This is a genomic window from Microbacterium sp. MDV22-iso44 (assembly GCF_058629135.1).
Map to the genome: position 1 here is coordinate 942,540 of NZ_JBZVWS010000001.1, position 25,501 is coordinate 968,040.

Annotated in this window: 20 protein-coding genes, 1 tRNA gene and 1 pseudogene; 14 read left to right on the forward strand and 8 right to left on the reverse strand. The window is 65.3% G+C overall.

All coding sequences use genetic code 11. From position 1 onward, the window contains the following. Window positions 1-38 precede the first annotated feature (38 nt). From AC4NN1_RS04650 to AC4NN1_RS04675, 6 genes are all read left to right on the forward strand, one after another. On the forward strand, window positions 39-4,808 hold the full coding sequence (locus AC4NN1_RS04650; protein ID WP_491954670.1) for a sacsin N-terminal ATP-binding-like domain-containing protein: 4,770 nt from the start codon (window positions 39-41) through the stop codon (window positions 4,806-4,808). Beyond that, the gene (locus AC4NN1_RS04655) at window positions 4,805-6,325 is read left to right on the forward strand and encodes a nuclease-related domain-containing DEAD/DEAH box helicase (protein ID WP_491954671.1); all 1,521 of its coding nucleotides are present in this window, start codon (window positions 4,805-4,807) and stop codon (window positions 6,323-6,325) included. Before AC4NN1_RS04650 ends, AC4NN1_RS04655 begins: the two co-directional genes overlap by 4 nt. Beyond that, window positions 6,322-9,507: a helicase-related protein gene (locus AC4NN1_RS04660; RefSeq protein ID WP_491954672.1), complete on the forward strand. Its 3,186-nt coding sequence runs from the start codon at window positions 6,322-6,324 to the stop codon at window positions 9,505-9,507. Before AC4NN1_RS04655 ends, AC4NN1_RS04660 begins: the two co-directional genes overlap by 4 nt. Further along, on the forward strand, window positions 9,446-11,329 hold the full coding sequence (gene drmB, locus AC4NN1_RS04665) for a DrmB family protein (protein ID WP_491954673.1): 1,884 nt from the start codon (window positions 9,446-9,448) through the stop codon (window positions 11,327-11,329). The genes AC4NN1_RS04660 and drmB overlap by 62 nt, the downstream gene beginning before the upstream one ends. Before the next feature lie 53 nt (window positions 11,330-11,382). After that, window positions 11,383-12,480, forward strand: a complete 1,098-nt coding sequence (locus AC4NN1_RS04670; protein WP_491954674.1) for a DNA cytosine methyltransferase — start codon at window positions 11,383-11,385, stop codon at window positions 12,478-12,480. A gap of 274 nt (window positions 12,481-12,754) precedes the next feature. Continuing rightward, entirely contained in the window at window positions 12,755-13,936 is a 1,182-nt protein-coding gene (locus tag AC4NN1_RS04675; RefSeq protein WP_491954675.1) for a DNA cytosine methyltransferase, read from the forward strand. On the opposite strand, the gene AC4NN1_RS04680 is transcribed toward AC4NN1_RS04675, so the two are convergent. Next, window positions 13,897-14,772 (reverse strand): hypothetical protein, encoded by an 876-nt coding sequence (locus AC4NN1_RS04680; protein WP_491954676.1) that lies wholly within the window; start codon window positions 14,770-14,772, stop codon window positions 13,897-13,899. The genes AC4NN1_RS04675 and AC4NN1_RS04680 overlap by 40 nt on opposite strands. A 393-nt stretch (window positions 14,773-15,165) precedes the next feature. On the opposite strand from AC4NN1_RS04680, the pseudogene AC4NN1_RS04685 reads away from it, so the two are divergent. Next, window positions 15,166-16,296 (forward strand): annotated as a pseudogene (locus tag AC4NN1_RS04685) (tyrosine-type recombinase/integrase). 219 nt (window positions 16,297-16,515) lie between these two features. On the opposite strand, the gene AC4NN1_RS04690 reads toward AC4NN1_RS04685, so the two are convergent. Then, window positions 16,516-16,587: transfer RNA gene (locus AC4NN1_RS04690), tRNA-Arg, on the reverse strand. 47 nt (window positions 16,588-16,634) lie between these two features. On the opposite strand from AC4NN1_RS04690, the gene AC4NN1_RS04695 reads away from it, so the two are divergent. Together AC4NN1_RS04695 and AC4NN1_RS04700 are read left to right on the forward strand one after the other, a co-directional pair. Continuing rightward, entirely contained in the window at window positions 16,635-17,438 is an 804-nt protein-coding gene (locus AC4NN1_RS04695) for an endo alpha-1,4 polygalactosaminidase (protein ID WP_491954677.1), read from the forward strand. Window positions 17,439-17,546: 108 nt separating this feature from the next. Further along, the gene (locus AC4NN1_RS04700; RefSeq protein ID WP_491954678.1) at window positions 17,547-18,518 is read left to right on the forward strand and encodes a CPBP family intramembrane glutamic endopeptidase; all 972 of its coding nucleotides are present in this window, start codon (window positions 17,547-17,549) and stop codon (window positions 18,516-18,518) included. A gap of 5 nt (window positions 18,519-18,523) precedes the next feature. On the opposite strand, the gene AC4NN1_RS04705 is transcribed toward AC4NN1_RS04700, so the two are convergent. The 3 genes from AC4NN1_RS04705 to AC4NN1_RS04715 form a co-directional block, all read right to left on the reverse strand. Beyond that, window positions 18,524-18,760 (reverse strand): hypothetical protein, encoded by a 237-nt coding sequence (locus AC4NN1_RS04705; RefSeq protein WP_491954679.1) that lies wholly within the window; start codon window positions 18,758-18,760, stop codon window positions 18,524-18,526. Window positions 18,761-18,834: 74 nt separating this feature from the next. After that, window positions 18,835-19,785: a hypothetical protein gene (locus AC4NN1_RS04710; RefSeq protein ID WP_491954680.1), complete on the reverse strand. Its 951-nt coding sequence runs from the start codon at window positions 19,783-19,785 to the stop codon at window positions 18,835-18,837. A 25-nt stretch (window positions 19,786-19,810) separates the two neighbouring features. After that, window positions 19,811-20,491 (reverse strand): hypothetical protein, encoded by a 681-nt coding sequence (locus AC4NN1_RS04715; protein WP_157681079.1) that lies wholly within the window; start codon window positions 20,489-20,491, stop codon window positions 19,811-19,813. A gap of 144 nt (window positions 20,492-20,635) precedes the next feature. On the opposite strand from AC4NN1_RS04715, the gene AC4NN1_RS04720 reads away from it, so the two are divergent. From AC4NN1_RS04720 to AC4NN1_RS04735, 4 genes are read left to right on the forward strand one after another with little or no spacing between them, the layout of a single operon-like run. Next, entirely contained in the window at window positions 20,636-21,034 is a 399-nt protein-coding gene (locus AC4NN1_RS04720; RefSeq protein WP_491954681.1) for a hypothetical protein, read from the forward strand. Beyond that, window positions 21,031-21,318 carry a transcriptional regulator gene (locus AC4NN1_RS04725; protein ID WP_091355290.1) on the forward strand — a complete coding sequence of 96 codons (288 nt, stop codon included), beginning with the start codon at window positions 21,031-21,033 and terminating at the stop codon, window positions 21,316-21,318. Before AC4NN1_RS04720 ends, AC4NN1_RS04725 begins: the two co-directional genes overlap by 4 nt. Before the next feature lie 31 nt (window positions 21,319-21,349). Beyond that, on the forward strand, window positions 21,350-21,907 hold the full coding sequence (locus tag AC4NN1_RS04730; RefSeq protein ID WP_491954682.1) for a TetR/AcrR family transcriptional regulator: 558 nt from the start codon (window positions 21,350-21,352) through the stop codon (window positions 21,905-21,907). Further along, window positions 21,904-23,025, forward strand: coding sequence for a GDSL-type esterase/lipase family protein (locus AC4NN1_RS04735; RefSeq protein ID WP_491954683.1), 1,122 nt, complete (start codon window positions 21,904-21,906; stop codon window positions 23,023-23,025). The genes AC4NN1_RS04730 and AC4NN1_RS04735 overlap by 4 nt, the downstream gene beginning before the upstream one ends. A 1-nt stretch (window position 23,026) precedes the next feature. On the opposite strand, the gene AC4NN1_RS04740 is transcribed toward AC4NN1_RS04735, so the two are convergent. Next, window positions 23,027-23,413, reverse strand: a complete 387-nt coding sequence (locus tag AC4NN1_RS04740) for a VOC family protein (protein ID WP_491954684.1) — start codon at window positions 23,411-23,413, stop codon at window positions 23,027-23,029. Beyond that, entirely contained in the window at window positions 23,410-23,688 is a 279-nt protein-coding gene (locus tag AC4NN1_RS04745) for an ArsR/SmtB family transcription factor (protein WP_491954685.1), read from the reverse strand. The genes AC4NN1_RS04740 and AC4NN1_RS04745 overlap by 4 nt, the downstream gene beginning before the upstream one ends. A gap of 80 nt (window positions 23,689-23,768) precedes the next feature. On the opposite strand from AC4NN1_RS04745, the gene AC4NN1_RS04750 reads away from it, so the two are divergent. Beyond that, a complete protein-coding gene (locus AC4NN1_RS04750; protein WP_491954686.1) occupies window positions 23,769-24,581 on the forward strand; it encodes a hypothetical protein in 813 nt (270 codons plus the stop codon). Between the two features lie 6 nt (window positions 24,582-24,587). On the opposite strand, the gene AC4NN1_RS04755 is transcribed toward AC4NN1_RS04750, so the two are convergent. Further along, complete coding sequence (locus tag AC4NN1_RS04755; RefSeq protein WP_491954687.1) at window positions 24,588-25,487, reverse strand: TolB family protein; 900 nt, start codon at window positions 25,485-25,487, stop codon at window positions 24,588-24,590. Window positions 25,488-25,501 lie beyond the last annotated feature (14 nt).

The following is a 25,501-nucleotide window of genomic DNA, read 5'->3' on the forward strand; positions in this document are numbered from 1 at the left end:
TACTTTGGGTGGGGAGAGAACAAATAGTGGGGACTGGGATGTCGAAGACGACCGAGGCGTGGCGGCCCGATTCCGTGCTTGTTCAGGAGATTGAAGCGCAGTTTGCGAGTGCAATCGCTGCCTACTCCGCCAAGCCGACGCTGATTACCGAGCACGCGAATCACGAGGAGTCGATTCGTACCGGCGGATACTCGAGCCGCACGCTCCTGGAGCTGGTACAAAACGCCGCCGATTCTATGACCGGCGATGCGTCGGACGCAGGTCTGGGTCGTGTCGAGATTGTTCTGGACCCGGACGCGCGGGTGCTGTACTGCGCGAACTCCGGACGCCCGTTCTCAAAGAGCGGTCTTGTGGCGATCACCCATGCGCACCTCAGCGGAAAGCGGGGTGATGAGATCGGTCGATTCGGGCTGGGGTTCAAATCGGTACTGGCTGTGAGCAGCTCTCCGCAGGTCTTGAGCCGATCGGTATCGTTCGAGTTCAACTCCGCCCAAGCACAGGCAGCGATCAAGGGAGTGGGGTCCGCTGATCGTCGACTGCCCGCACTCCGCACTGCGACTCTGCTCGACGCGGACCGACTCTTTGCCGATGACGCAATCGCCAAAGGACTTGCTGAGTGGGCTACGACCATAGTCCGCCTACCAGGTGTCGCGGACCCTGCACGGATTCGGCGCGAGATGGAGACGTTCTCCTCCGAGTTCCTCCTGTTCGTGAGCGCCGTGCGCGAGGTCAGGCTCACGGTGCTGGGAGATGGGGGACTCGCGACTAGTCACATCTCGAAGGAGCTGGGGGAAGGGCAGTTCAAGATCGAGCGACCAGACGGGACAGGCGACGAATGGCTCGTCCGTGAGCGCATGCACTCACCAACACCTGCAGCGCGACGGGAGGTCGGGGAGGCGGTATCTCGAGACGAGATCAAGGTGAGCATCGCGCTGCCAGTTAAGCCTCGCCGAGGAAATCCGGAGGCGGGGGACCCCGGTACCCAGGTCGGGCAGTTCTGGAGCTACTTCCCTCTGCAGGACCGGACCTCGGCCACAGCGTTCTTCAACGCGCCATGGAGCGTTAACGATGATCGGACCACGCTGTTGAGGAACGGGTACAACCGGGAAATTCTCGCAACCCTCGCCGACATGTTCGTTGAGGTCTTGCCGAGAGTCAGCACCCATCAAGACCCCGCTGCCCACCTGGACTACCTCCCCGCTCGGGGCCGGGAGGCGATCTACTTCGGCGACGAAGTGCTGTGTGCACTCGTGCCGCCGTTGGCCGTCACGGCTGCGCTCATCCCGGATGGAGATGGCGTGCTGAGAACTCCCGAAGAGCTCAGGCCCCTCGATCTGACGTGCGAATGGAAGATCCCCGAGGTCGCGCACGAAGCGTGGGTAGCGTCCCCAAACACTGCCAACGACGTGCCGCACTGGCGATGCTACGGATCGAGTCAGCGCGTGGCACGGCTCCGACAGCTATTCGCAGTAAGCGTGGACCCGGACCGGTTCGACGAGGACAGCCGCGACATGAAGCGTGCACTGGAGGTCGTACCCAAGCGGGGTATCCAGTCGTGGCTGCGCGAGTGGGCCGAGGGAGATTACGTCGAGTCCGCGGCCAACGCACTCAAGGTGGTCATGGCCAACCGTGGATCGGATGATGCGGAAAAGGCGCGAGTGATTCCGACCACGGACGGCCCGCGTGCGCTTGGCGACCGTTCGCTCGTGTTCCTGTCGAAGATGGAAGACCTCGACATCGAAGGTGCTGTCTTCGTCGATCCAGCGTTTCTCGCCTACCCGGACATGGAGCGGGTGCTTCGTTCAGCCGGATTCCGCGACCTTGATCCCATTGCGATCCTCCACGCGCGTCTGGCGAAACTCACGACGGATGCAGGACCGGAACAGCAGGAGAGGTTCTGGGACTCGGCCTTGAGCGTCAGCACACGTGACGCCTTGAACGCATTGCGAGCAACGCCCACAGCTCAGGTGCTGGTGCCGACTCGCGACGGGGCCTGGAGCTGGCCGCAACAAGTTCTTGACCTGGATGGTGAGTTGCCGGGTGCGGACGGTGGAGTTCTGCTGGATCGACAGCGATGCGTCCCAGCCCTTGCCCACGAGATCGGTGTCGTGGAGTCGCCGCAACGAGAGTACGACTTCGAAGACGAGTCCGCCGCCGATGAGTACCGAGACTGGGTGATCGAGGAGCTGAACGGCCGTCTGACTCCGGGCGAACGCCCAATCGAGCGGATATCGCTCTACCCGAGCGGTGGCGGTTCGGCGGGACCTTTCTCCGTGCTGTTGATACTGCAGGCCGCGGGGGCGGCGAACCACATTCGGGAGTCTTGGACACGAGGACTTCTCGAGTTCGGAGATGCCCCGTGGGATTGTGAGGACAACGCGACCGGAGTGTCGTATCGCGTGAAATCACCGATGCGGTGGGCTGCCGAACAGGCTGGGCTGCTTCGGACGTCGCGCGGCTTTCAGCCGATCACTCATGCCGTCGCACCGTCGCTCGTCGAGTACCGCGAGTTGTTGCCGCTGTACGAGGGGCCGCGCAGCATCGTTGACACGCTTCAGCTACCGCAGGAGATATCGCGCATCGCTCCCGAAGTGCTCCGGGAAGCATTGGCAACGGAGTTACTTCCGCCTCAACTCACCGACTCCGTGCTCGTCCGGTTCATCCTCGAATCCGCGCCGCGCGCCTACCCGGACGGGCGCCCGCCGGGTGTACCCGCCCGCGTCGGGCGCGTGGTCGAGTCGCGCGCAACCGGGACCGTTTACATAGCGGTTGACGAGGAACAGCGCGACTATCTTGCACAGCACCAACGACCGTACCTTCGCGCTTCGGAGGCCGACGCTGAACGGTTGGTAGAGCTGGTCGGATGCAGACGATTCGAGGATTCGTTCGCCTTCTCGATGAGGATCGACGGCCAGCAGGAAACTGAGCGACTGCTGGACGTCTTCAGTGGTCTCCGGGGCTGGCCGAGCAAAGAAGATCTGGGGAGTACGACTCTCTCGCGCGCCGAGTCCATAGCGAAGTGGGTCACCACGGAAGAGGGCGTCGAAACCCAGTCGCTCGATTCCTATCGTGACGGTGTCAACTTCGTCGTGGCTACGCGGCTCAGCGAAAAAGAATCACTTCGACTCGTCAGCGAAGCTTTCGATCTGGGACTCAACAACGCGGAGGTCGAGCGAGTACTAGAGGTCGGACTCGCCCAGCACCTCGAACTGATCAGGCAGGAGGCTGTTTCGGCAGCGACGAATGCTGACCGACTCGACGTCTATTTCGGTGCCGACGATATGCGAGAGAAGCTTCCGAAGGGACTCTGGCAGGGGCTGGAAGCACAAGGGCTAGTGTCGAAGGCCACGTCTGTCGCTGAGCTCGTACTTTCCGTCTATGGAAAGGACGCCGTCAGCGAGCTGGCCGATCTCTTTCGGCGAGAGGGCTTCCCGGATGTCCCGACCCAGTGGGCCGGCGGTGCAGCGACGATCACGTGGCTGCGGAAGATGGGGTTCGGACCCGAATTCGCAGGACAGCGGACAGTGCGCCAGGCGGCCGAATTCATCGTGCCCGGTGCAACGGTGCTGCCGAAGCTCCACGACTACCAGGCGCGGATCAGCGCAGAACTGCGCTCCACGCTGCTCGAGATCGATGATTCCGGACGTCGAGCCAAAGCCATGGTCGAACTTCCCACCGGGGCAGGTAAGACACGCGTCGCCACCCAGACACTCCTTCAGCTGTTCATTGACGGCGAGCTCGATGGCCCTGTCCTTTGGATAGCGCAGTCGCAAGAGCTGTGCGAACAGGCGGTGCAGACGTTCAGCCAGGTCTGGCGGGGACTCTGCACGGAGCAACAGGTGGACATCCCTCTGACTCTGGGGCGTCTGTGGGAAGGGAACGACGTCCAGGAACCGGACACCGCCCACAGCGTTATCGTCGCCACTGACGCAAAGCTAGAGGTTCTCCTCGACAGAGCTGAGTATCACTGGCTCAGCACCCCCGCCGCCGTCGTGATCGATGAGGGGCACGTTGCCGGTACGTCCACGCGGTACACACGACTCCTCTCATGGCTGGGCGTGGACGGCCGCAGGTTTGAGCGCCCACTGATCGGATTGTCCGCGACTCCGTTCAAGGGCACATCCGTTCAGGCAACAGACCAACTCGCCGCCCGCTTCGGCAGGCGAAAGCTCGCCGCCTTCGAGGAGAACCCGTACCAGGAGCTCGTTGCGCGAGGGGTGCTGGCCCGTGTGAAGCACGCCGTTCTGAAGGGCGCGGTCGTCCGGCTCTCGGACGACGAGGCGCGTGAGGCGAAGCGGACAAACCGGGTCAGCGGGCAGGTCCTTGACCGGGTCGCGGCTGACCATGCGCGCATGGGCATCCTGGTCGACAGCATCATGAACCTGGAATCCGAACGGGCACGATCAGTTCTCGTGTTCACACCCAATGTCCTCTCGGCACAGGTCCTCGCGGCGACGCTGTGCTACCGAGGAGTGGAAGCCGCATCGGTAAGCGGGCAAACCGGTCGTCAGGAACGACGCGACGTCATCCAAAGGTTTAAAGACGGGAAGGTTCAAGTGCTCGCCAACTGCGACCTGCTAACCCAGGGCTTCGACGCGCCAGGCGTGACCGCGCTCTACATCGCCCGCCCCACGTTCAGCCCGAACGCCTACATCCAGATGGCGGGTCGAGGGCTTCGAGGACGCGAGAACGGCGGAAAGGACGAGTGTCTCATCGTGGACATGGAGGACAACTTCGGCAGTACCGACATCAATAACCTTCTCGGCTTCCGAGAGTACGAAGAGCTCTGGCAGGAGCAGCAGTCGTGATTCTCAGCCCAGACCTGCAGAGCATCGAACAATACGTGCAGAGCGATGCCGAGAGGCGTGTCGCGAGACTTCTCGCGCGGATCCAGAAGCACGACGCAGTGGGATTCCATTCGATGCAGCTCCGCAGTCATCCCTCGAAGCAGACATCCGAAGGAGACTTCATCGTTCTGTGGAGAGGGACGATCATCGTCGTAGAGGTCAAGGGCGGCGGTGTAATGAAGCATGAGGGGGCCTGGTACACCAGGAATCGCCATGGCGATTGGAACAAGCTCAAAGAACCGCCGATGACACAGGCGCGCACCGCGATGCATGCGCTGCTCAACATCCTCAGAGAAGACGGTGCTGGCTGGGTCCTGGCTGACGCTGTCGTGATCACTCCCGATGTCGACGCTCCACCGGCGTCGCCTGAATGGAAGTCGACGCATTGGTTGACCAAGGGTGATATGACAGTCGAGCGTCTCACCTCGGCACTGGACGTGGTTGCAGCTGCCATCCCTCCCGGCCCGCCTTCTGCGCGGCCTGCACGCTTCGAGGATCTGCGGACGCGACTGTTCGGAGAGTTCTCCAGGCTCCCCGTCATCGATGCGCAACGCGGAGCTGTCATCGACGAGCAGAACATCGCGACGGCAGACCAAGCCCGTGTGCTTGCAGGCCTGGCGAAGAACCAGCGGATCCTGGTCCTCGGCGGAGCGGGCACAGGCAAGTCGGTCCTGCTGGCGGAGGCGGTCAAACAGGAAGTCGCCGAAGGCCGGTCGGTGCTCGTCACATTCCGGTCACCAGGACTTCGAGCCTTTTTCGCCCCGCTGCTCGACGGTAGAGACGTTGAGATCGCCGAGTTCGCCGCGCTGCGCGACACTCGCAAGTTCGACGTCGTGCTCGTCGATGAGGCCCAGGATCTGATGCACGCCGAAGCGATGGACGTCCTGGATCGCGTCATCGACGGGGGCAGGAGTAATGGGCGGTGGCGCATGTTTCTTGATCCCAACAACCAGGCCCACGTCGACGGTCGCTTCGATCCGGATGTGTTCGAGCTGGTGCAATCAGACGCTGCTGAGTACGACTTGACCAAGAACGTGCGGAACACGCGAGCAATAGTTCATATGGTCCAGGAGTACCTTGCGGCGGATGTCGGGGATCCCGGCATCGTCAACGGGGAGGCGATCAGTTGGGTGAAAGTCGATCAAGGTGAGTCTCGTGCTCAGGCGATCCGGCTCGCCAAGTCGTTCAAACGTGATGGGGTTCGCGCCGCCGAGATCTGGGTAATTCCTGCGCAGGGCGACGCGTCAAAGGATGAGTTCGTCGACGGAATCCGCGTCGTGAGCCCGCGAAACGCAAAGGGCTTGGAAGCCGAGCATGTGATCGTGTGCGACCTTCCCGAGGACTACACGCCCGAGGCGCTTGCGAGCCTGTACGTGGCCGTTACACGAGCCCGCGTGTCCCTGCACATTTCGCTCACGGATCCCGATCGGAAGCGTCTGCAGACGCTTGTTCGGTCGTCGACGGAGGCGCAACGGTGACGCTCACGCCCGCCCAGACCCGCGCTCTGAATCATCTGCGAGCTGCGTACGTTGGACCAGAACACGGCGATGACGAGGTGCTTCTGAATCGACCGTCGCTGCAGTACGCCGTAGGGATGCTATTTCCCGCTGGGGACGAGGCTCCAGCCCAAGGCAGCGTTGCAGCCGGCGAGTCTGATCCCGAACAACTCGTGATGGCAGACGTCGACGAAGGCGACATCGAAGAGGAGGATACGACTTTACCTTTGGCGGAGGACTGGCGGCCCTCATCCGCTGCGATCTCCTTCGTGACGGATGGTCAGGCCGTGCTCTGCGACTTCTCGGCGGCGACGTATGCTCCGATCGAGGACGGAGGACTCCCGAGGTGGCAACGTACCGGCCATCGGTTCGGCGGGATTGCCCTTGCCCGGGGCGCGGCGCAGGTGCGCCAGTTGGACGCTGGCGACGTACCGTTCGAGATCGGGACGCGATGGCGCCCGTATGGACCCAACTGGCTCGTTACGCTTCACGTCCGCTTGCGAACGAGAACAACGGGAGAGGACCGGACCGACATACCCCGGATGCTGTTCCAGGTAGACCTCGAAGGTCGGCCTGCGGATGGTGCGCGCATCTTGGAGTACGACGTGTCGCGTGCGATCGACGTCGACCCGGAGTCGGCGGAGTTGCGACTGCGATACCGAGATCGCCAGACATTTGCCGTCGGGCACGGGATGGCCGCAGGCTGGGACGTCGACGCTGAGGGGCGGTGTGAGCGTGTCCGCCTCGATCCGGTTCCGCACTTCGTAGTGCCGGCGATCGCGCAGACCGGCGGAACGCAGCTCCGGGATAGCGCCCGTCCAGCACTCAACCTCGAATTCCTGGCATCCATTGATTCCGACCCTGACCCTGTGATCGATGCGCTGGGGGCCTTCGTCGAGGCGTTCTCGGATTGGGTCGAGGGGCAACAACGCGATGCGGTCGATTATGGCCGCGTCGCCGAAGCAATCGCCGGGCGCGCGGAGACCTCAGCCAAGCGCATGCGTGAAGGCGTGGACCTCCTCGCGCGCCCTGGCGCGGGCGCTCTCCGACGGTCTTTTGCACTCGCGATGTCGGCCATGCGCCTTCAGATGGCCCAGGCTGCGATAGGACGCGGCGAGATCGATCCAGTTCCGGAATGGCGCCCGTTCCAGCTCGGGTTCTTGCTGATATCTCTAGCGTCGACCGTCGATGAGAAGCATCCCGACCGCTCAATCGTCGATCTGATTTGGTTCCCGACTGGCGGAGGCAAGACAGAGGCGTATCTCGCACTGGCTGCGATCGTGATTTACCTTCGCCGCATTGAGCACGGCCCGGAAGGTGGAGGTACCGCTGTAATAACCCGGTACACGCTGCGACTACTGACTTCACAGCAGTTCCAGCGTGCCGCCTCTCTGATCTGCGCGATGGAGATCCTTCGCGGCCGCGACGAAAGAGCGAAGGGGATGGCCCGCTTCTCGATCGGCCTGTGGGTCGGACGGGATGCAACTCCTCAGACTCGTGCGGACGCGAAGTTTGCCCTTGAACGGCTTCACAAGGCCCAGCATCCGCAGGACGCTAATGAGTTCCAGATCACCGAGTGTCCGTGGTGTCTGGCGGAACTTGTACCCGAGCGGAAGGATGACTCGCGTCAAAGCTATGGCGCTCGCCGGGCCGGCAACGACATCGTCTTTCGATGTGTCAACGCATCGTGCGAGTTCTCCCAACGGGATCTGCCGATGAACGTGGTCGACGAAGTGCTCTACGAGGATCCGCCGACCTTCCTGCTCGCGACCGTAGACAAGTTCGCGCGATTGCAGTTCAAGGACACCGCTGGACGCCTCCTCGGCATAGGCACGCCGTTCCGCCAGCCCTCTTTGATCATCCAAGACGAACTCCACCTGCTGTCCGGGCCGCTCGGAACCACGGTCGCCGTGTTCGATGCTGTTCTTCAGGTGCTCCTGAGTCGAGAAGGAACCGACCCGAAGATCGTCGCCTCAACGGCGACGATTCGAGCCTCGGACGAACAGGTGAAAGGCCTCTATGGGCGCCGTGTCGCGCTCTACCCGCCAGCCGGAATCGACGGCGATCGCACTTTCTTCGCTAGCCCGGTCGCCACGGGTAGGGGTCGCCTGTACGCGGGAATCATGCCGCAGAGCGTGTCTCAGGCAACCGCGTTGGTCGCGGCGGCCTCCCCCATACTCGAGCTGCCGCAGGTGGTCGTCGGAGCCGACGGTATCGGCGACCGCATCGATCCCTACTGGACGTTCGTGGTCTATCACAACAGCCTCCGAGAGCTAGGGCGAACAAGCGCGCTTCTGCTCGACGACGTCAACGGGCGCCTCGAAACGCGCGCCGACAGACTGGGGCTTGCCCTCCGAGCCGTGCGCGCGGATCATGTGCTCGAACTGACGAGTCGACGGGGCCCGGAAGAGCTGCCGAAGGATCTACGGCAATTGAGGGTGAACGCGGATGAGTCCGCGGACGCAGTTGACGCAGTGCTGTCCTCTAACATGCTGTCCGTCGGCATCGATGTTCAGCGCCTTGCGCTCATGCTTATGGTCGGCCAACCGAAGACCACCGCCGAGTACATTCAGGCCACGAGTCGGGTCGGACGCGGGAGCGTCGACGGCATCGTAGTAACGCTGTTCCGGTCCAATCGCGCCCGCGATCGGTCGCACTTCGAGACCTTCCGCGGATTCCACGACGCGCTCTACCGAAGCGTTGAGCCGACGAGCGTGACGCCTTGGTCCCTTTCGTCGCGCGACCGGTCGCTCGCCGGCGCGCTGATCGCGCTCCTGCGACACAGCGTCGCCTCACTCAGTCGAGACGGTGACGCAGGCGCGTTCGACCTATCTGATTCGCGCCTTCGTGTGACCGTTGAGGACCTGGTCGAGCGGTTCATGGTGCCCGTTCGGGAGTCAGATCCGAACGAGCAGCGAGCGGTAAGAGATCAGGTGTGGCAATTGCTGCGTGAATGGGATCGGAAGGCGGCCGAAGCTCGTGCCGCCGGAGACTCTCTTCGGTACGAGCATCATCAACCAGGCGACCGCGCACTGGTCAAGAGGTTTGGGCAAGAAGGCCCCGACTGGCTGGTCGGAGATTCGATGAGGTCGGTCGAGCCGAATGTTGCGGTCGAGGTCCAGGAACCCGAGCAGGAGGTATCGCGTGCAGAAAATCAAGCATGATCTCCGACTGTCGGAGACAGTCTCTCCATTCGGCGTCGGCGCGATCGTGGACGTTCGGGGAGAGTCGCTTATCGCGCCCGACACTTCCTGGTGGGCGAAGAGAACAGCTCCCGAGATCCACTGCGATCGGTTGGTCGACCAACTCGTGCAGCGAGGGCGTCCTCGCCCCGTGCTTCGGCAAGCTCCAGCGCACGCGGGCCGTTCTGGACGCGACACGGCAAGTGTTCCGTACTGGCGATTCCCAGCGTGGCGATTCTGCGAACGGTGCCTGAGACTCTCAAAGCTGACTGGAATAGTGAAGGGACGGTTCCGTAACAGGTGTGATTGTGGTGGCGCGCTCGTCCCGATGCGCTATGTCGCGGTCTGTAAGTCCGGAAGCCACGTGCAGGACGTGCCGTGGTTCAAATGGGCGCACCGAGGCCACGACAAGGGAGTGACCGAGGAAGTACGCGTGTGTCGCGCCTACAAAGAGCTCCTCTTTGTGCGATCGAGCACTAGCGGTGAAGGTCTCGCCTCCCTTCGTGTGGTCTGCGACGGGTGTGGACGAGCGCGCCCTTTGTCGGAGCTGGTCGGGCAGAATTCACTCCAACGCGCTGGCATCCGTTGCGCAGGACATCAGCCCTGGCAGATCGAGGATGCTGCGCGCAGAGTCTGCGACGCCGATCTTGTGGCCGTTCAACGCGGCGCGACTGGCAACTATCTCGCTGAACGCGTCTCCGCGCTCGACATACCCGAGGAGAAGACACGATCGCAGGAGACCATCAGCAGCGTGCGCGGTCATGACTACTTCCGGCGTCTTGTCGACGATAACGGCGGCCCGAAGTCCGAGATGATCGCGGGCTGGATCGCCGACGAGCTCGACGTTGCGGTAGAGGACGTTCTTTCAATCGCTCTCACCGACGAGAACGAGACCGCTAGCGACAACGGCGTCGGTGTGCTCAAAGATGGCGAGTGGGCGGCGTTCGTGAAGAAGATCACGGCAGGCAAGGACAAGGCCCTCGGCAACTTTGTCGTCGATGGCTGGGCTGGGGACTGCTTCGATGACGCGCCAGCCGAGCTCAGCCGCGTACTCGCGGGCGTCGGCCAGGTTCACCGGGTCCGCGAGGTGCGGGCGCTGAAGGGATTCCGAAGGCACCGCGCAGACGCGGACTTCGTATCCGCGGACCTTGGCCAAGATCCAAATCAACGCCCGGTGTTTCCAGCGCTCGAGCTCTTCGGTGAAGGAATCTTCCTCCAGTTCGACGAAGCGGCGATCGAAGCTTGGGAGCAGCTGCCGGATGTGCAGGCTCGCGCCCGAATACTGAGGGAACGCCGCGAGCAGATGGACTGGGCCCGCTCCCGCCTGGATGACCCTGAGCCACGATTCATCGCCCTGCACACCATCGCTCACCTGCTCATCCGTCGGCTGGCTTTCGCTAGCGGCTACGCGTCGGCGTCGTTGCAGGAGCGCGTCTATGCCAGCTCGGATCGTCCCGACAAGACGTCCGGGGTACTCATTTATACGGCTGCGGGAGACGCGCAGGGAACCCTTGGAGGCCTGGTCAGGCTCGGTGCACCGCGACTGCTCGTACCTCTGCTCCTATCCGCCCTCGATGATGCCGACATCTGTTCGAATGATCCTGTATGTATCGAGAGCGATCGTCAGGGGTCGTCCCAACTGAACCTTTCGGCCTGTCACGGATGTGCTCTCATCAGCGAGACCTCCTGCGAATCGGGCAACCGGCTGCTGGACAGACAGCTGGTGCTCGGCGGAGGCGATGTAACTGGGCTGCTTGCGGGCGTGCTTCCCGAAGTGCGGGCAACGCTCGGGGCGGGCTCGTGAGCGTGCCGGCGCGCCGGACGAGCCCGACCTCAATCGGTGTCTACGATGACGAGGTGACCCGCGAGATCAAAGTTCTGGACCTCTTCGCCGGTGCTGGGGGGCTTACTGCAGGACTCCACGCGGCCTCCAGTCGCTTTAGGACAGTGGGTGCGGTCGAAATGGACCGTGCTGCAGCCGCATCGTATGAGGCAACCTACGGCGAGAACATCGTCTACGCGGGTGACATAAAGACATGGCTTGCCGAGGAGAAAGTACCTAGGGCGGACGTGATCATCGGCGGCCCTCCCTGCCAGGGATTCTCGAGCCTTGGGAAACAAAACGTCGAGGACGAGCGCAACTCTCTCTGGGAGGAGTATGCGAAGACGATCCGGCGAGCGCGACCAAAGTACTTCATCGTCGAGAACGTCGCCGAGTTCAAGAAGTCCCCGCAATACCGCCAATTCAAGGATGCGACCTCCGACGGAGGATTGCTCGATGAGTACGACTTTCAAGCAGAGGTGCTGAATGCTGCGGCCTACGGTGCCGCGCAGTCGCGCCGGCGCACCGTGATTGTCGGGTACCGACGCGAGCTCGGATTCCCGGGATTCCCAGCTCCCACGCACTCCTCCACTCCCCAAATCGATGGACTGAAGCCGTTCGTCACGGTGAAGGATGTGCTTGGTCGGTTACCTCGGGTTCCCGACCGCGATGACGTGTTCAATAGTCGTCAAGTCGAATTTAGGGGCACGCGGTACGCGGGGGCCTTCTCCGTGCGCGATCTTCACTGGAGCAGGAAGTACACCGATCTTTCACTGAGGCGATTCGCCGTAATCCCGGCGGGGGGCAACCGCCGAAACCTCGAGCCCTACCCGGATCTCATGGCGCCGTGTTGGGTGGCTCACAAGACCGGGTCGGGGGATGTCATGGGCCGACTCCACTGGGGTCGTCCGGCCGTGACGATTCGCACCGAGTTCTTCAAGCCCGAGAAGGGGCGCTACATCCACCCTGAGGAGAACAGGGCGATCACCCACTATGAAGCCGCCCTACTCCAAGGTTTCGGCCCCAATCACCGATTCGTTGGGTCCCGCACCGACATCGCGCGACAGATCGGAAATGCCGTGCCCATAGCGCTCGGCGCCGCGATCGGCCGATTGCTCGCAGCGAGGTTCTGAAGTCCCTCGCGGTGCTTATCCCCGAGCGGCTGGTAATCGGAGCGCCAGTCCGGAAACTGAGGAGTGAGCGGCGAGAACGAAGGCGCGACCGACCGCCGCGCTCTCGACGTTGGAGGGAGGCGCCCCTCCAACTCAACGCCAGTTGACGACGTCCTCCGACATCTGTGGTGCAACCGCCCGTCAACACGCGGTTAGAGGTCGCCATGGACTCGCCTGGGTCCGCGAAATGGTCTCCCCAGCTGACAGATGTCGGGCCGGCAAGTAACCTTGACCTGTGACCATCGCTACCGAGACCGTGCCCAGCCGGATCAAGTCCACCGATCCGCTGCACGAGCCTCGGGAGCTGACCGCAGAGCAGCGTGAGGTGTTCCGCGTCCGGGCGCGTGAAGCGCGTCTGGCGAAGATCGCCGCGGCCAGCGGCGTAGGGGAAACGCCGCTTCATGAGGTCAACGTGCCAACCTTCGACCCGGACGAACTAATGCCTCAGCTTCCGTCCAACGGGATCACGACGCTTTCGCTTTTTAGCGGGGGCGGAGGGCTAGACCTCGGCTTCGACCGCGCCGGATTCGTACATCGTGGCTCGTGGGAGTGGATGTCCGACGCGGCTGCGACCATCAGGGTCGCTCGCCCCGAGTGGGATGTTTACGGCGGCACCGAACTGGGGGACGTGCGCAACGTTAACTGGCGGGCTTTTCGGAATCAGATCGACGTTATTCACGGCGGCCCTCCCTGCCAGCCCTTCAGCAACGCCGGAAAGCAGCGCGGCGCTCAGGACCCTCGTGACATGTGGCCCGAGTTTGTGCGCGCCGTCCGGGCCGTCCGACCACGCGCCTTTATCGCGGAGAACGTTGCGGCGCTTGCTTCGGCGACCTTCTCGGACTATGTCGAGGAGCACATCCTCGCCCCATTGCGCGGCGCGTACGAGATTCACCGCGTTCTCCTGCAGGCATACGAGTTCGGAGTTCCGCAGGTGCGCCGCCGCGTCTTCTTCATTGGATTTCGTACAAAGACGATGGCCAAGAAGTGGAGAGCTCCGTCGGCCAAATTCCGGCGCATCGACGACAGCGAATCAAACTTGCCCGTCGTGACGGGCGTGCGCAAAGCTCTGGGTCTGCCCGACATCGGGTACGACGGAATCTCGCCAACGATCCGTAGCGGTTTGTCTGGACCGCGCCACACCACGTCGATCCTGAGCAGCGTCTCAGCCCAGCGCAAGTTCGAGGCTCTCAACGTTTGGCCAAACGGAGTGGCAGCGAGTCGAGAAGCGGCTAGTGCGTACGTGACGAAGAACGGTCACTTCCGACTGTCGGTAGCGGATGTCGCCTTGCTTCAAGGCTTCCCCGAAACATGGCCGTTCCAAGGTGCGACCTACATGCAGCTCGGCCAAATCGGAAACTCGGTCGTGCCGCCCGTTGCTTACGCCGTAGCATCCTCGGTCGCCGAAGCTTTCAAGTAGTCCCGAATCAGCTCACGCAGCTTCCCCGCGTGCTCGGCCTCGATCCGGTCAAATTTCTTGAAGAACTTCGCCTCAATGTGTGGGTTATTGAGTGTCGAGCCGCGGCCAAGCACGTAGCGTGCTCGTGCCTGGAGGATTTCGGTCATTCGCGCTAGTGAGTACCCGGACTCAACGTCCTGACGAGCGACATACTCAGCCTTTGTCCAGCGCCGCTTCATCAGGGACCGCGCCTCGTCGATCGAGTAGACGTCTTTTGCCCCGAACAGCGCGACGACATGTTCAATAGTTGCCGCCTCGACGCCGCTGTCACGGCTGTGCGTCAGTATCTCCGCCATGCGCTCGCGGGTATACCCGGCGACATGATCCTCGTTGGCGGCGTAGTCGTCTGCACTCCATTGGTTCTTCATGATGCTTCGAGCGTCTGCGCGTGAGTACACAGTCTTATCTCCGAGGCTCGCTTTGATCTGCGCGGCCGAGACGTAACTCGGTAGGTCCGCGGCGAGAGCGACGTCGGGAGCGATGTACTTCTCCTTCTCAGCGATCCAGCTCTCCATGTCGGCGGGCGACGCATAGATGCAGTACTTCAGAGTGTCGCCGCTCTTGTCGTAGAAGGCAAAGATCCAGTGCAGGCCGTCGCGCCACTTCGAGATGTGGTCGGGTCCAAAGTCGCGAACGGTCGAGACGCTAGAGCCTGTCGAGGATTTCAACTCAAAGTTGATCTTGTGACCGTCGACTATGAGGTAGGCATCAATCTCAGAGCGTTTCCGGTCCGGATCCGCTATCAAATTGAAGAGGCTGCGCATCTCGCGTTCGCGAGCATCGTCCTGGACCGGCATGTCCCCGATCCTGTCAGGGTGCGCCTCTTCCGCGCCAATCCGCGAGCTTGCGACGCGGCAGCGATCTGTCCGTGCGGGATGGCGCGCGCCCGTGCTCCTTCAGTCCGGCAATCAGCCCGTCGAGCGATTGGGCGCGGCGCAGTGGTCGCCGTCGAACGGCTGCTAAGCGACGCGCGCCAGCGCAAAGTCTGCAAGGAGTGAGCGCCGAGAACGGAGACGCGACCGATCGCTACACTCTTGGCGTCGGAGGGAGGCGCCCCTCCAACCCAGCGCCAGTTGACGACGTCTTCCGCCATCTATCCACATCTTCCATCGGCTGCGTTGACGTGATCCAACGAATGTCCGACACTGGCCCGATACTGGCCGTCGAGCCGGCACGAGCGGAGATCCGAGATGGGCACCATCACCCCGTACGAAACGGCGAAGGGCCGCCGCTACCGCGTGCGCTACCGCAAGCCTGATAGCACCGAAACGCAGAAGCGCGGCTTCACGACGATGCGCGAGGCGAAGCTCTACCTGTCCATGGTCACCGTGTCCAAATCGAAGGGCGAGTACATCGATCCCGTGGCATCGCGGATGCCGGTCCGGATGTTCGCCGACAGCTGGCTCCGGTCGAAGCAGCCGCCTATGTCGAAGCCTTCGTACTACATGACGCTCGAGCGGGCGTGGAAGAACCACGTCGCTCCAGTCTGGGCAGACAGGGAGATCTGGTCGATCCGGCGGTCTTAGGTTCAGGACTGGGTATCAGAGCTCGCGACGCAGAAGTCGCGCACGGTAGTGCTTCGCGCGCTGGGAGTCCTCGCAGGTATCCTCGATGTCGCCATCGATGATCGTCGCCTTGCGAACAATCCGGCGCGACACATCCGCAATCTCCCTCGGAGCGGACCAGGCAAGCGCCGCGTCTATCTCTCGCACGACCAGGTGGCGACGTTGGCGGCATGCTCGGCGTATCCGACGATGGTCCTGACCTTGGCATACACCGGCCTGCGCTGGGGTGAGGCGACGGGGCTGCGCGTGCGGAGTGTGAATCGACTGCGTCGGCGCTTCGTGATCGAGGAGAACGCGGTGATGATCGCGTACGAGATCCACGTTGGCACGCCAAAGACGCACGAGAAGCGCTCGGTGCCCTACCCCGCGCGGCTCGCTCCGATGATCGAGCAGGCGTGCGCCGGAAAGGGACCGGAAGGGCTGCTGTTCGGCGACGGCATCAACCACATGCGCAACTCCGGCGCACAGGGATGGTTTGCGAACGCGGTCCGCCGTGCGCAGGCTGTGGACCCATCGATCCCGAGGCTGACGCCTCACGACCTCCGCCACACCGCCGCATCGCTGGCGATCAGCTCGGGCGCAAACGTGAAGGCTGTGCAGCGGATGCTCGGCCACGCGTCGGCCGCGATGACGCTGGACACCTACGCCGACCTCTTCGACGACGATCGGGATGCCGTCGCATCGCGCCTCAACGACGCGATGCCGCTCGTGGCGCTGCCGTCAGGTCCCCAGACCCGCTACGCCCGACCGACGTAACGACGGAGAGCAGACTGCTCAACTTTTCGACGAGGCTCAGGACGCCCGAAATGCTCGATTTCGTCGTTCTCAGGCGTCGAACGAGGCTCCGTGAAGGGCGTCGAATCTGCCTCGTCTTCGGCTCACACGTTTCTCAAATGCGGCCAAAAAGCGGCCAAAAAGGCATTTTAAGTGGCCTGACCATAGAAGAAATACCTGGACCGAGGCGAAAAGAAACTGCGCCCCTGGAGGGACTCGAACCCCCAACCGTTTCCTTAGGACGGAACTGCTCTTCCATTGAGCTACAGAGGCTGGCCCGTCGAGTCTACCGATCCCCCGGCGTCCGGTAGGTTCGCGACATGACCGTCCGGCGCGCACTCCCCCTGCTCGCCGCGACTGCGTTGCTCCTCGCCGGGTGCGCTGGCCAGGAGCCGCCGCCACACGACCCACCCGCTGGACCGCAGCTTCCATCCGCCGGAGGCCAGCTCGATTACCAGCTCGGCGGCGCCTACGACCCACCCGACGGCGTCGACCTCGTCGTGCGCGATCGGGCCGCAGCATCCGTCGATGACCTCTACTCCGTCTGCTACGTCAACGGTTTTCAGACGCAGCCAGGTGAGCTCGACGCCTGGCCCGACGATCTCCTGCTTCGCGATGACGACGGCCAGCCCGTCATCGATCCGGAGTGGCCGGACGAGGTCATCCTCGACACCCGTAAAGCGGACGAGATCGCGAAGATCGTCGGGCCGTGGATCCGCGACTGCGCGTCCGACGGGTTCGACGCCGTCGAGTTCGACAACCTCGACACCTACACCCGCACCGACGGCGCCCTCAGTCGCGATGATGCACTCGACCTCGCGACCCTGCTCGTCGACACCGCCCACGACGTCGGACTCGCCGCCGGGCAGAAGAACGCCGCCGAGGATGCGTCCCTTCTCCGCTCGCGCGCGGGCTTCGACTTCGCCGTCGTCGAGGAGTGCGCGGCCTACGAGGAGTGCTCCGCCTACGGCGATCGCGTACTCGCCATCGAGTACACCGACAACCTCCCCCGCCCGTGGGACGAGGTCTGCGCCGACCCGGAGACACCGGCATCCGTCGTTCTGCGGGATCGGGACCTCGTCACACCGGACGACCCGGCGTACGTGTTCGAGACCTGCGGATAGAGCGGCCACCCGGTTACGTTGGAACGAAGAGGGCGCGATGGCTGAATGCCACCACCCCACCCAGACCACACCGGCGGAAGCACCTCGCCACCAGGAGGCCACCCCACCATGACCACGGACCCCACCCCTGCGGCATCCGCCCCCACCACTCCGGACACGCGCGGAACCACCACCGTCCCGTGGATCGCCGTCATCGCGTTCACCGTCATCGCGTGCGGACTCGCCTGGCTCGTCACGCTCCCCCTCTGGACGGGTGACGGCCTCGCCACCCCCATCGCACCGCTGATCCTGCCTGTGATGATGTTCACGCCGGCCGTCGCCGCGCTCATCGTCACCCTGTTCCTGCGCCGCACCGCCGGACGGCGGGCCTGGCGCATGCTCGCCCTCGTCCCGATCAAGCCTCTCGGTCGCTTCTTCGGCCTGCTCGGCATCGGACTCGCCATCGCCGTCCTCGTGCCGGTGCTCGCCACGTTCATCGCCGCCGCGACCGGCGCGCTGCAGCTCGACCTCGTGAACTTCTCGGGCTTCGCCGCGGCCCTCGACGCTCAGCTTGAGGCGGCCGGCACGCCGGACATCGAGATCCCGGTGGCGGCGCTCGTCATCACCCAGCTCGCCTTCATCCCCGTCGGCGCCGTGATCAACTCGTTCCTCGCGTTCGGCGAAGAGCTCGGCTGGCGCGGCTGGCTGCTCTCCGCGCTCCGCCCCCTCGGCACCTGGCCGGCCTTGCTCATCAGTGGCGTGATCTGGGGCCTCTGGCACGCGCCGATCATCCTCCTCGGCTACAACTTCGCCGAGCCCAACCTCTTCGGCGTCGCCCTGATGGTGATGGGATGCCTCAGCTTCGGCGTCCTCCTCGGCTGGCTGCGCCTGCGATCCGGCAACGTGTGGCCCGCCGTCCTCGGCCACGGCGCGTTCAACGCCGCCGCCGGGTTCGCGTTCCTGGTGTCGACGCCCGACTTGCAGCCCCTCGCGGCGTCACCGCTGAGCTGGCCCGGCTGGCTCGCGTGCGCCGCGGTCATCCTCCTGCTGCTGGCGCTCGGCCAATTCAAGAAGTCCCGACTGCCGCAGACCGGCGCCTGACGCGCTCAGGCGTCGGGCGACGATCCCGACGGCGGCTCGTCGCTCTCGCGCTTCTTCCCCCAGCCGGTTTCGCGCCGCAATTGCACGAACCCGGCGGAGATGAGCACCAGCGCCACGACGATGAACAGCACCCGCACCCAGGCATTCAGGCCCGGGAACAGCAGGTTCGGCAGGGCACCGGCGAAGGTCGCGCCGATGAAATACCAGACTGCGACCGGGGTCTCGTTCTTCGGTTCAGCCATCGCGTGCTCCTTCCGTCCTCAACGACGGTAGGCGGCGGGCACAGCGGCACGCCTCCCCCGCGCGGCGGAGATCGCTACTCGGCGAGCTTCTGCTCGGTGTGGGCGATGCGCTCGCGGCGCCACTCCGCCGACGACACGTGCAGATCGCTGAGAGATGCCCGGCGGAACACGGCCTCCGCGGCGCTCGCACCGACTCCGAGCAGCGACTCGATCGCCGCGACCGCATCGTCCTCCGTCGTCGTGCCCGCGATCGCCGAAGCGATCTCGGGGAGGCGAGGGCCGGCATCCAGAATTGCCCGCTGCTCGAGGAGATCCGCCGCCAGAGCCGCCCGGTTCTGGTCCGATCCCTCCCAACGCTCGTTCGCCTGGGCATTCTTGACGGACTCCGCAGTCACCTGAATCTGCAGCGGCTCGGCCACCACCCGAAGCGGAACCAGCCAGGCATGCAACGTGTTCTCGCCCGGCACGACCGCCGCCCACGCATCCTCGTGGATATTGACCGGCACGCGCGCGTACTCGCCCGGGTCGAGCGGCACCGCCGGCATCCCGCCCGACGCCGACCAGGTCATGAGCACCCTCGACTCGTGCGCACCGGTCACGGAGCCGACCACCTGGAACGAGTCACCGTCGGGCTCCCAGCGCTGACTGCCGGTGTTGACGACATCGATCACGAAACCATCCGGACCGGCATCCGGCCGGGCCACCGACGGCCACCGCAGAGCGAGGCCGCGACGGCGCTCGGCGTGACTGGCCCGCAGCCGCTCAGGACTGTCGACGAACCACACCTCCTCCCCCGGCCGCAGGTACGCAACCCACCACGATGTCCGCTCGGCATCCAGCGGAGCTCCGACGACCGCCTCGTCGCCACGTTGCCGCAGCACCCGCCACCCGTCCGACACCGGCGCCTCGACGGGCCCCACTCCAAGCCGGGCGGCAAGCTCGGCGAAGGGTTCACCCCCGCCGGCCACAGCAGCAGGATCTACAGCGGAATGGCCGATACGCGGGAGCTCGTCGTCCGGGTTCATGCGGCCATGCTCGCACGGCCGGTGCTCAGCCCACCGGCACCCGCCGCCGCGCCCCGACGCAGACGCCGATCGCCGCGATCGCCAGCACCCCGACGCCGCCCCACACCCAGCCGGCGAACGACCTCCCGGCGGGCGGCGCGGCATCGCGGACGGCCTGCGCTGTCCTCTCCGAGACCAGCGTCGCGACCTCACCGACAGGCGTCCCCGCGCGGATGTCGGAGAACGTCGCTGAGCCGACCGGTGTCACGACGTCGTCCCACACCGCGTACCAGGCAGCGACCGTCGGGTCCGAGACCAGTGCGGCATCCGCGTCGACATCGACGATCGCGGCGGCCGTCGCAGCATCCCCGTCGACACCTGCGAACTCGGCCACGCTGTCCGGAGACTCACGCCACACCCGGTAGATCGCCAGCGCCTCACCTGAGGACGACAGCACCGGCGCCACCCACTCGTCGAGCGCCGTCACCGGATCGCCGGCGTCTCCGGCGATCAGAGCGTCACTCCAGCGATACACCCGGTGCACGGGACCGAAGGATGCCGCACCCTCGAGCTCAGGCAGGGTGCCGGTGTCGACGGCCATCTCGATCGACAGGGCCGCCCGCACGTCGGCGGGCGTCTCCGGCTCCGACGCCTGCGCGGCAGCCGCCCCACCGACGACCAACGCCGCCACGATCGACGCCATGAAGCGCCACCGACGTTTCGTCATGCGGTCCCCCCTTTCGCTGAACGTAGCGCTCACGGTCACGGCTGTGGGTCACGATCCGGTGGCGATCGCCGCCGTCAGCGACACTGGTTGCAGATCAGCAAGTAGCGACCTAGCGTGGTCGGACGGCCGGAGACAGGAGGATGCATGGATGACGCACGGCGGGCGACCCTCGCAGATCTGCCCTCAGCCCCAGCCTGGCGGTGGACCGCCTCGGAGATCACTTTGATCGTCGGCATCCCTCTGATCGCCTACATCGGCGGCGTCGCTGCCGCAGCCGGCTCGACACCCGGATTCGTGCTCGTCTGCTTCGCGGCTGTGGCAACGGTGACGCTTCAAGCACTGCGGGTGATCCGCCGCAACCAGCCACGCGTACCGGCCTACACCGCCCCGGTCGCCGTGTTCGTCGCAGTCGTCACCATTCTGACCGGCTGGAACCTCTTCCAGTTCGCCCCGCATACATCACTCGCGACGTGGTTGTGGCCCGCCATTCCGGTCGCCCTCTTCATCGCGCTCGTCGCACTGATCCGGCGGGGTCGCCGATGACCGAAGCCGCGACGGAGCGGGAACTGCTCGTGCTGCCGCGGTTCAAAGTCCTCGGATTCCTGTGCCAGGTCGACGAGTCCGACTACCGGTCACTCGAGGAGTTCACCGGCCTGAGCATCCCCGACATCTCCAAAGCCGTCGGATTCCTCGACGATCGCTCACTCGTCCAGGTGCGCAAGGAACGTATCGGCCGGTACGCGCACACGGTCGTGCGGGCGACACCCCTCGGGGTACGGACCTTCCGGAACCTGCTCGACGGCCTTCGCAAGTACGGGATAAGCTGATCGAAACCTAAAGGGTGTAGGTTAACTCCTCGTGCCCCGCGCGAACCTCTCCCCCGACGCTCTCACCCGGGCGGCGCTCGACCTCATCGACGCCGACGGGCCCGACGCGCTCTCGATGTCCGCACTAGCCCGCCGCGTCGGCGTGCAGACCGCCAGCCTCTACGCGCACGTCCGCGACCTCGCCGCGCTCCGCAGCGCCGTCCAGGCCACCGTCTTCACCGAGCTCGCCGACACCATCGGCGAGTCCCCCACCCTCCGCGACCTCGCGGACGCACAACGCGCCTACGCCTTCGCGCACCCGGCACGCTGGGCGATGATCTCGCGGCCCGTCGAGCACAACGAGATCACCGGGCCGGCGGCATCCCGCATCTCCGCGCTCGTCGTCGGCTCGCTGGGCGACTACGCCCTTCCCGCGAGCGAGACCGTGCACGCGGTCCGCTTCGCGAGCGCCACCATCGCCGGCTATCTCGCCCTCGAAGCCGCCGACTCGTTCGCCCACCGCGACGAGACCACCGACGCGTCGTGGAACCGCGCCCTCGACGCCCTCGACCGCGCCCTCCGCACGTGGACTCCGAAGGACCCCGCATGATCGACATCACCCTCGACACCACGACCGTCCGCGGACTCGCCGAGCTCGAACCCACGAGCCGCGGCCTGCGGCTGCACCGCCTGCCCGCATGGGTGCGCACCCAGTACCCCGAGCCGCAACTGCTCGGCGTCGAGGCGCAACCCGCCGGCGCACGCATCGCGGTGCGCACCGCGCCATCCCGCCTCGACCTCGACCTGCACTCGACCCGCGCCACCCTGCGCGGACTCTCCCGCCCGCGCGGACGCGTCGACGTCCGCATCGACGGCGCCCTGCACGACAGCATCGAGCTCGACGGCGGCGACACCGTCGACATCGATCCGGCCACCGGCATCCGTCAGCTCGTCGAAGGACCGGTGCAGCGCATCACGATCGACGGACTCGCCCCGCGCGACAAGCTCGTCGAGCTCTGGCTGCCGCACAACGAGACGATCGAGCTCATCGCGCTGCGCGCCGACGCGACCCCCTCCCCCGACGCGACCGAGCGCCCGCGCTGGGTGCACCACGGCAGCTCGATCAGCCAGGGCTCCAACGCGACGCAGCCGAGCTCCACGTGGGTCTCGCTCGCCGCGCGCCGCGCCGGGCTCGACCTGCGCAACCTCGGCGTCGGCGGCAGCGCGCAGGTCGACCCGTTCATGGCGCGCATCATCCGCGACACCCCCGCCGACGTGATCAGCGTCGCGCTCGGCATCAACGTCGTGAACGCCGACGCGATGCGGCTGCGCGCGTTCGTCCCCGCCGTCCACGGCTTCCTCGACACGATCCGCGACGGCCACCCCGACACGCCCCTGCACCTCATCACGCCGATCTGGTGCGGCATCCACGAGCAGACGCCCGGCCCCGGCACCATCGACCCCGAGTCCTTCGCCACCGGCACCCTGCTGTTCGGTGCCGCGGGATCTCCCGGCGACACCGCCGGCGGACGCCTCACCCTCGAGGTCATCCGCGACGCTCTTGCCGATGTCCACGCCCGCCGGAACGACCCGAACCTGCACCTCGTCGACGGCCTCACCCTCTACGGCGAAGCGGATGCCGCCACCCACCCGCTCCCCGACCGGCTGCACCCGAGCCCCGAGGCGCACCGCCTCATCGGCGAGCGCTTCGCGGCGATCGCGTTCTGACTCAGGCGAAGGCCGCGATCTGCAGCAGGTTCCCGACCGTATCGCTGAGCACGGCGGTGGTCACCGGTCCATGGTCGATCGGCGGCTGCGTGAACTCGACACCGAGCCCCTGCAGCCGCTCGTACTCGGCCTGCACGTCGTCGACGCCCAGCACGAAGAACGGGATGCCGTCCTCGAGCAGCGCGTCGGTGAACGGCGGCACGGCGGGGTGGGCCTTGGGCTCGAGCGACAGCTGGGTGCCCTCGCGCGCCGCGGGGTCGACGACCGTCAGCCACCGGAACTCCCCCATCGGCACGTCGGCGGCCACGGCGAAGCCGAGCTTCTCGGTGTAGAACTCGAGCGCGCGCTGCTGGTCGTCGACGAACACGCTCACGGTCTGGATCTTCATGACTCTCCTGCGGGAAGGGGCCAGCGCTCCGAGATCTGAGCGAGCGGCCGGGTGTCGATGGTGTGGAACTTGAACTTTCCGCGACGCTCACTGTGCACGAGGCCCGCCTCTTCGAGGACCGCTAGATGCTGCGACACCGCCTGCCGCGAGTGCGTTACGCCGCGATCGGCCAGCCGTACGCACAGCTCGAACAGGGTCTGACCGTCACGCTCGGCGAGGTCGTCGAGGATCGTCCGACGCGTCTCGTCGGCGAGAGCCTTGTAGACGTCGCCCATGCGGGAAGTATAGGCAAGCACCCACTTGCCTATCAAGGCTGCGACTGGCGAGCGGCGTCCCTCGTCGATAGCGTGCGGGGATGAGCGCTTTCCCGCCCCCGTCCGGACGGCGCCCCGCGTCGGCGAGAAGCACGACCACCCTCCTCCTGGCTCTTCTCGGAGCGGCATCGCTCGCCGGCTGCACCGTGAACACCGCGGAGCCCTCTCCGCCGCCGCCCGCGCCGACGGTGGAGACGGCACCAGTCGAGGAGACCGATCCTGCGCCGGCGCCGGCCCGTCTACCCGAGGCCTGCGCGTCCTCCCCCGCACGCGCTGATCTGGGCTCGCGCGACGGTGCGAACGGCGAGGTCTATGAAGAGGACGCGAACGGCCTGGCCACCGTCTACGCCGTCGCGTACAACGACACGTTCCAGGACATCGCAGGCCGCTTCTGCCTCGACAAGGATGAGTTGCGCCTGACCTACAACCACGGCGACGAGCTCATCGCCGACGAATACATCGCCCTCCAGCCGGAGTCGCGCGCCGACGCGCGCCGCGCCTCGGGATACAACTTCCCCGCGTGCCCGGTCTCCACGAACGACAATCCGCTCGTCGCTTCGATCAGCTGGTGGGCCGACGACGAGTCGGACAAGACGTATCAGGCGAACGTCCAAGGGTCGCCGCGCGACACCGGCGCCGCCCGCGGTGCAACGGGCGACGCTCGCACGGATGCCTCGGGCGACCTGGTCGACTACACCGTCGCCTCGAACGACACCTGGCGCGGCATCCGCGACCGGTTCTGCTTCGACTATTACTTCATGTGGTCGCTGACCGGGACCGACGAACCATCCGTTCTCCACCCCGGCGATGTCATCCCGTTGAAGCCGCAATTCCTCGAGCGCCCCGTGGACTGAGCTCGATCACGATCCCACCGGATAGTCGACGTACGCGAAGCGCGATCCGTCCGAGGTCCAGCTGTTCACGTTGATCGTGCCCTGACCGCCGAACACCGTAGCCACCGTCTCGGGGTGGTGCCAGTGCCCGTTCCGCACGAGGCGCAGCTCGACCTCGACATCCGCCGGATGCCCGTTCGTTCCGGGCGGGAAGCTGATGTACACGGCGTCGCGGCCCGTCGGCGACGGGTGCGGAAACCAGTTCACCCGATCGTCGAACGTCAGTTGCTCGAGACCCGAACGGTCGCGACGCATCCGCGCGATCTGCGCATGCCCCGGCGTCTGGGAGAACTCCTCGGTGTTCAGGTAGATCCACGATCCGCCCGGCGACCACTCGCTGCCGTCGGCGACCTGACCCGTCGTCAACGGCACATCCTCCGACCCGTCGATCCGCGCGGTCCGCAGGTCGGCCGACAGCACCTCGCCGTCCTCGATCGAGAGCGCCGTGTACGCGATCCACGCGCCATCCGGGCTCACCCCGTGCAGGAAGTGCATGAACGGGTCGTCCGGATTCGTGATCCGCACGCCCTCACCGCCGGTCCGCGGCGCCCGGTAGATCTGTCCGTCATTCGCGGACAACAGGATGTCGCCCGACTTCGGCACCAGCACGTGATCGTTGTTGATGGGCGGGATGCCGGTCAACGGCACTTCGACGAAGTCAGCACCGCCGGCATCCGCGTCGATGGACCACAGCAGCCCGCCGCCGTTCAGCAGCAGACCTTCCGGCGCCCAGTTCGGCGCCTCGAGCAGGACCTCATCGGTCTCGAAGATGACCCGGTCGGTGCCGGTCACGACGTCGTAGACGTGGACGCGGCATCGCTGCCCGTCGAGGGCGAAGTCGCGCGGCGGGAAAACGGTGATGGCCATGCCTCACCGTATCC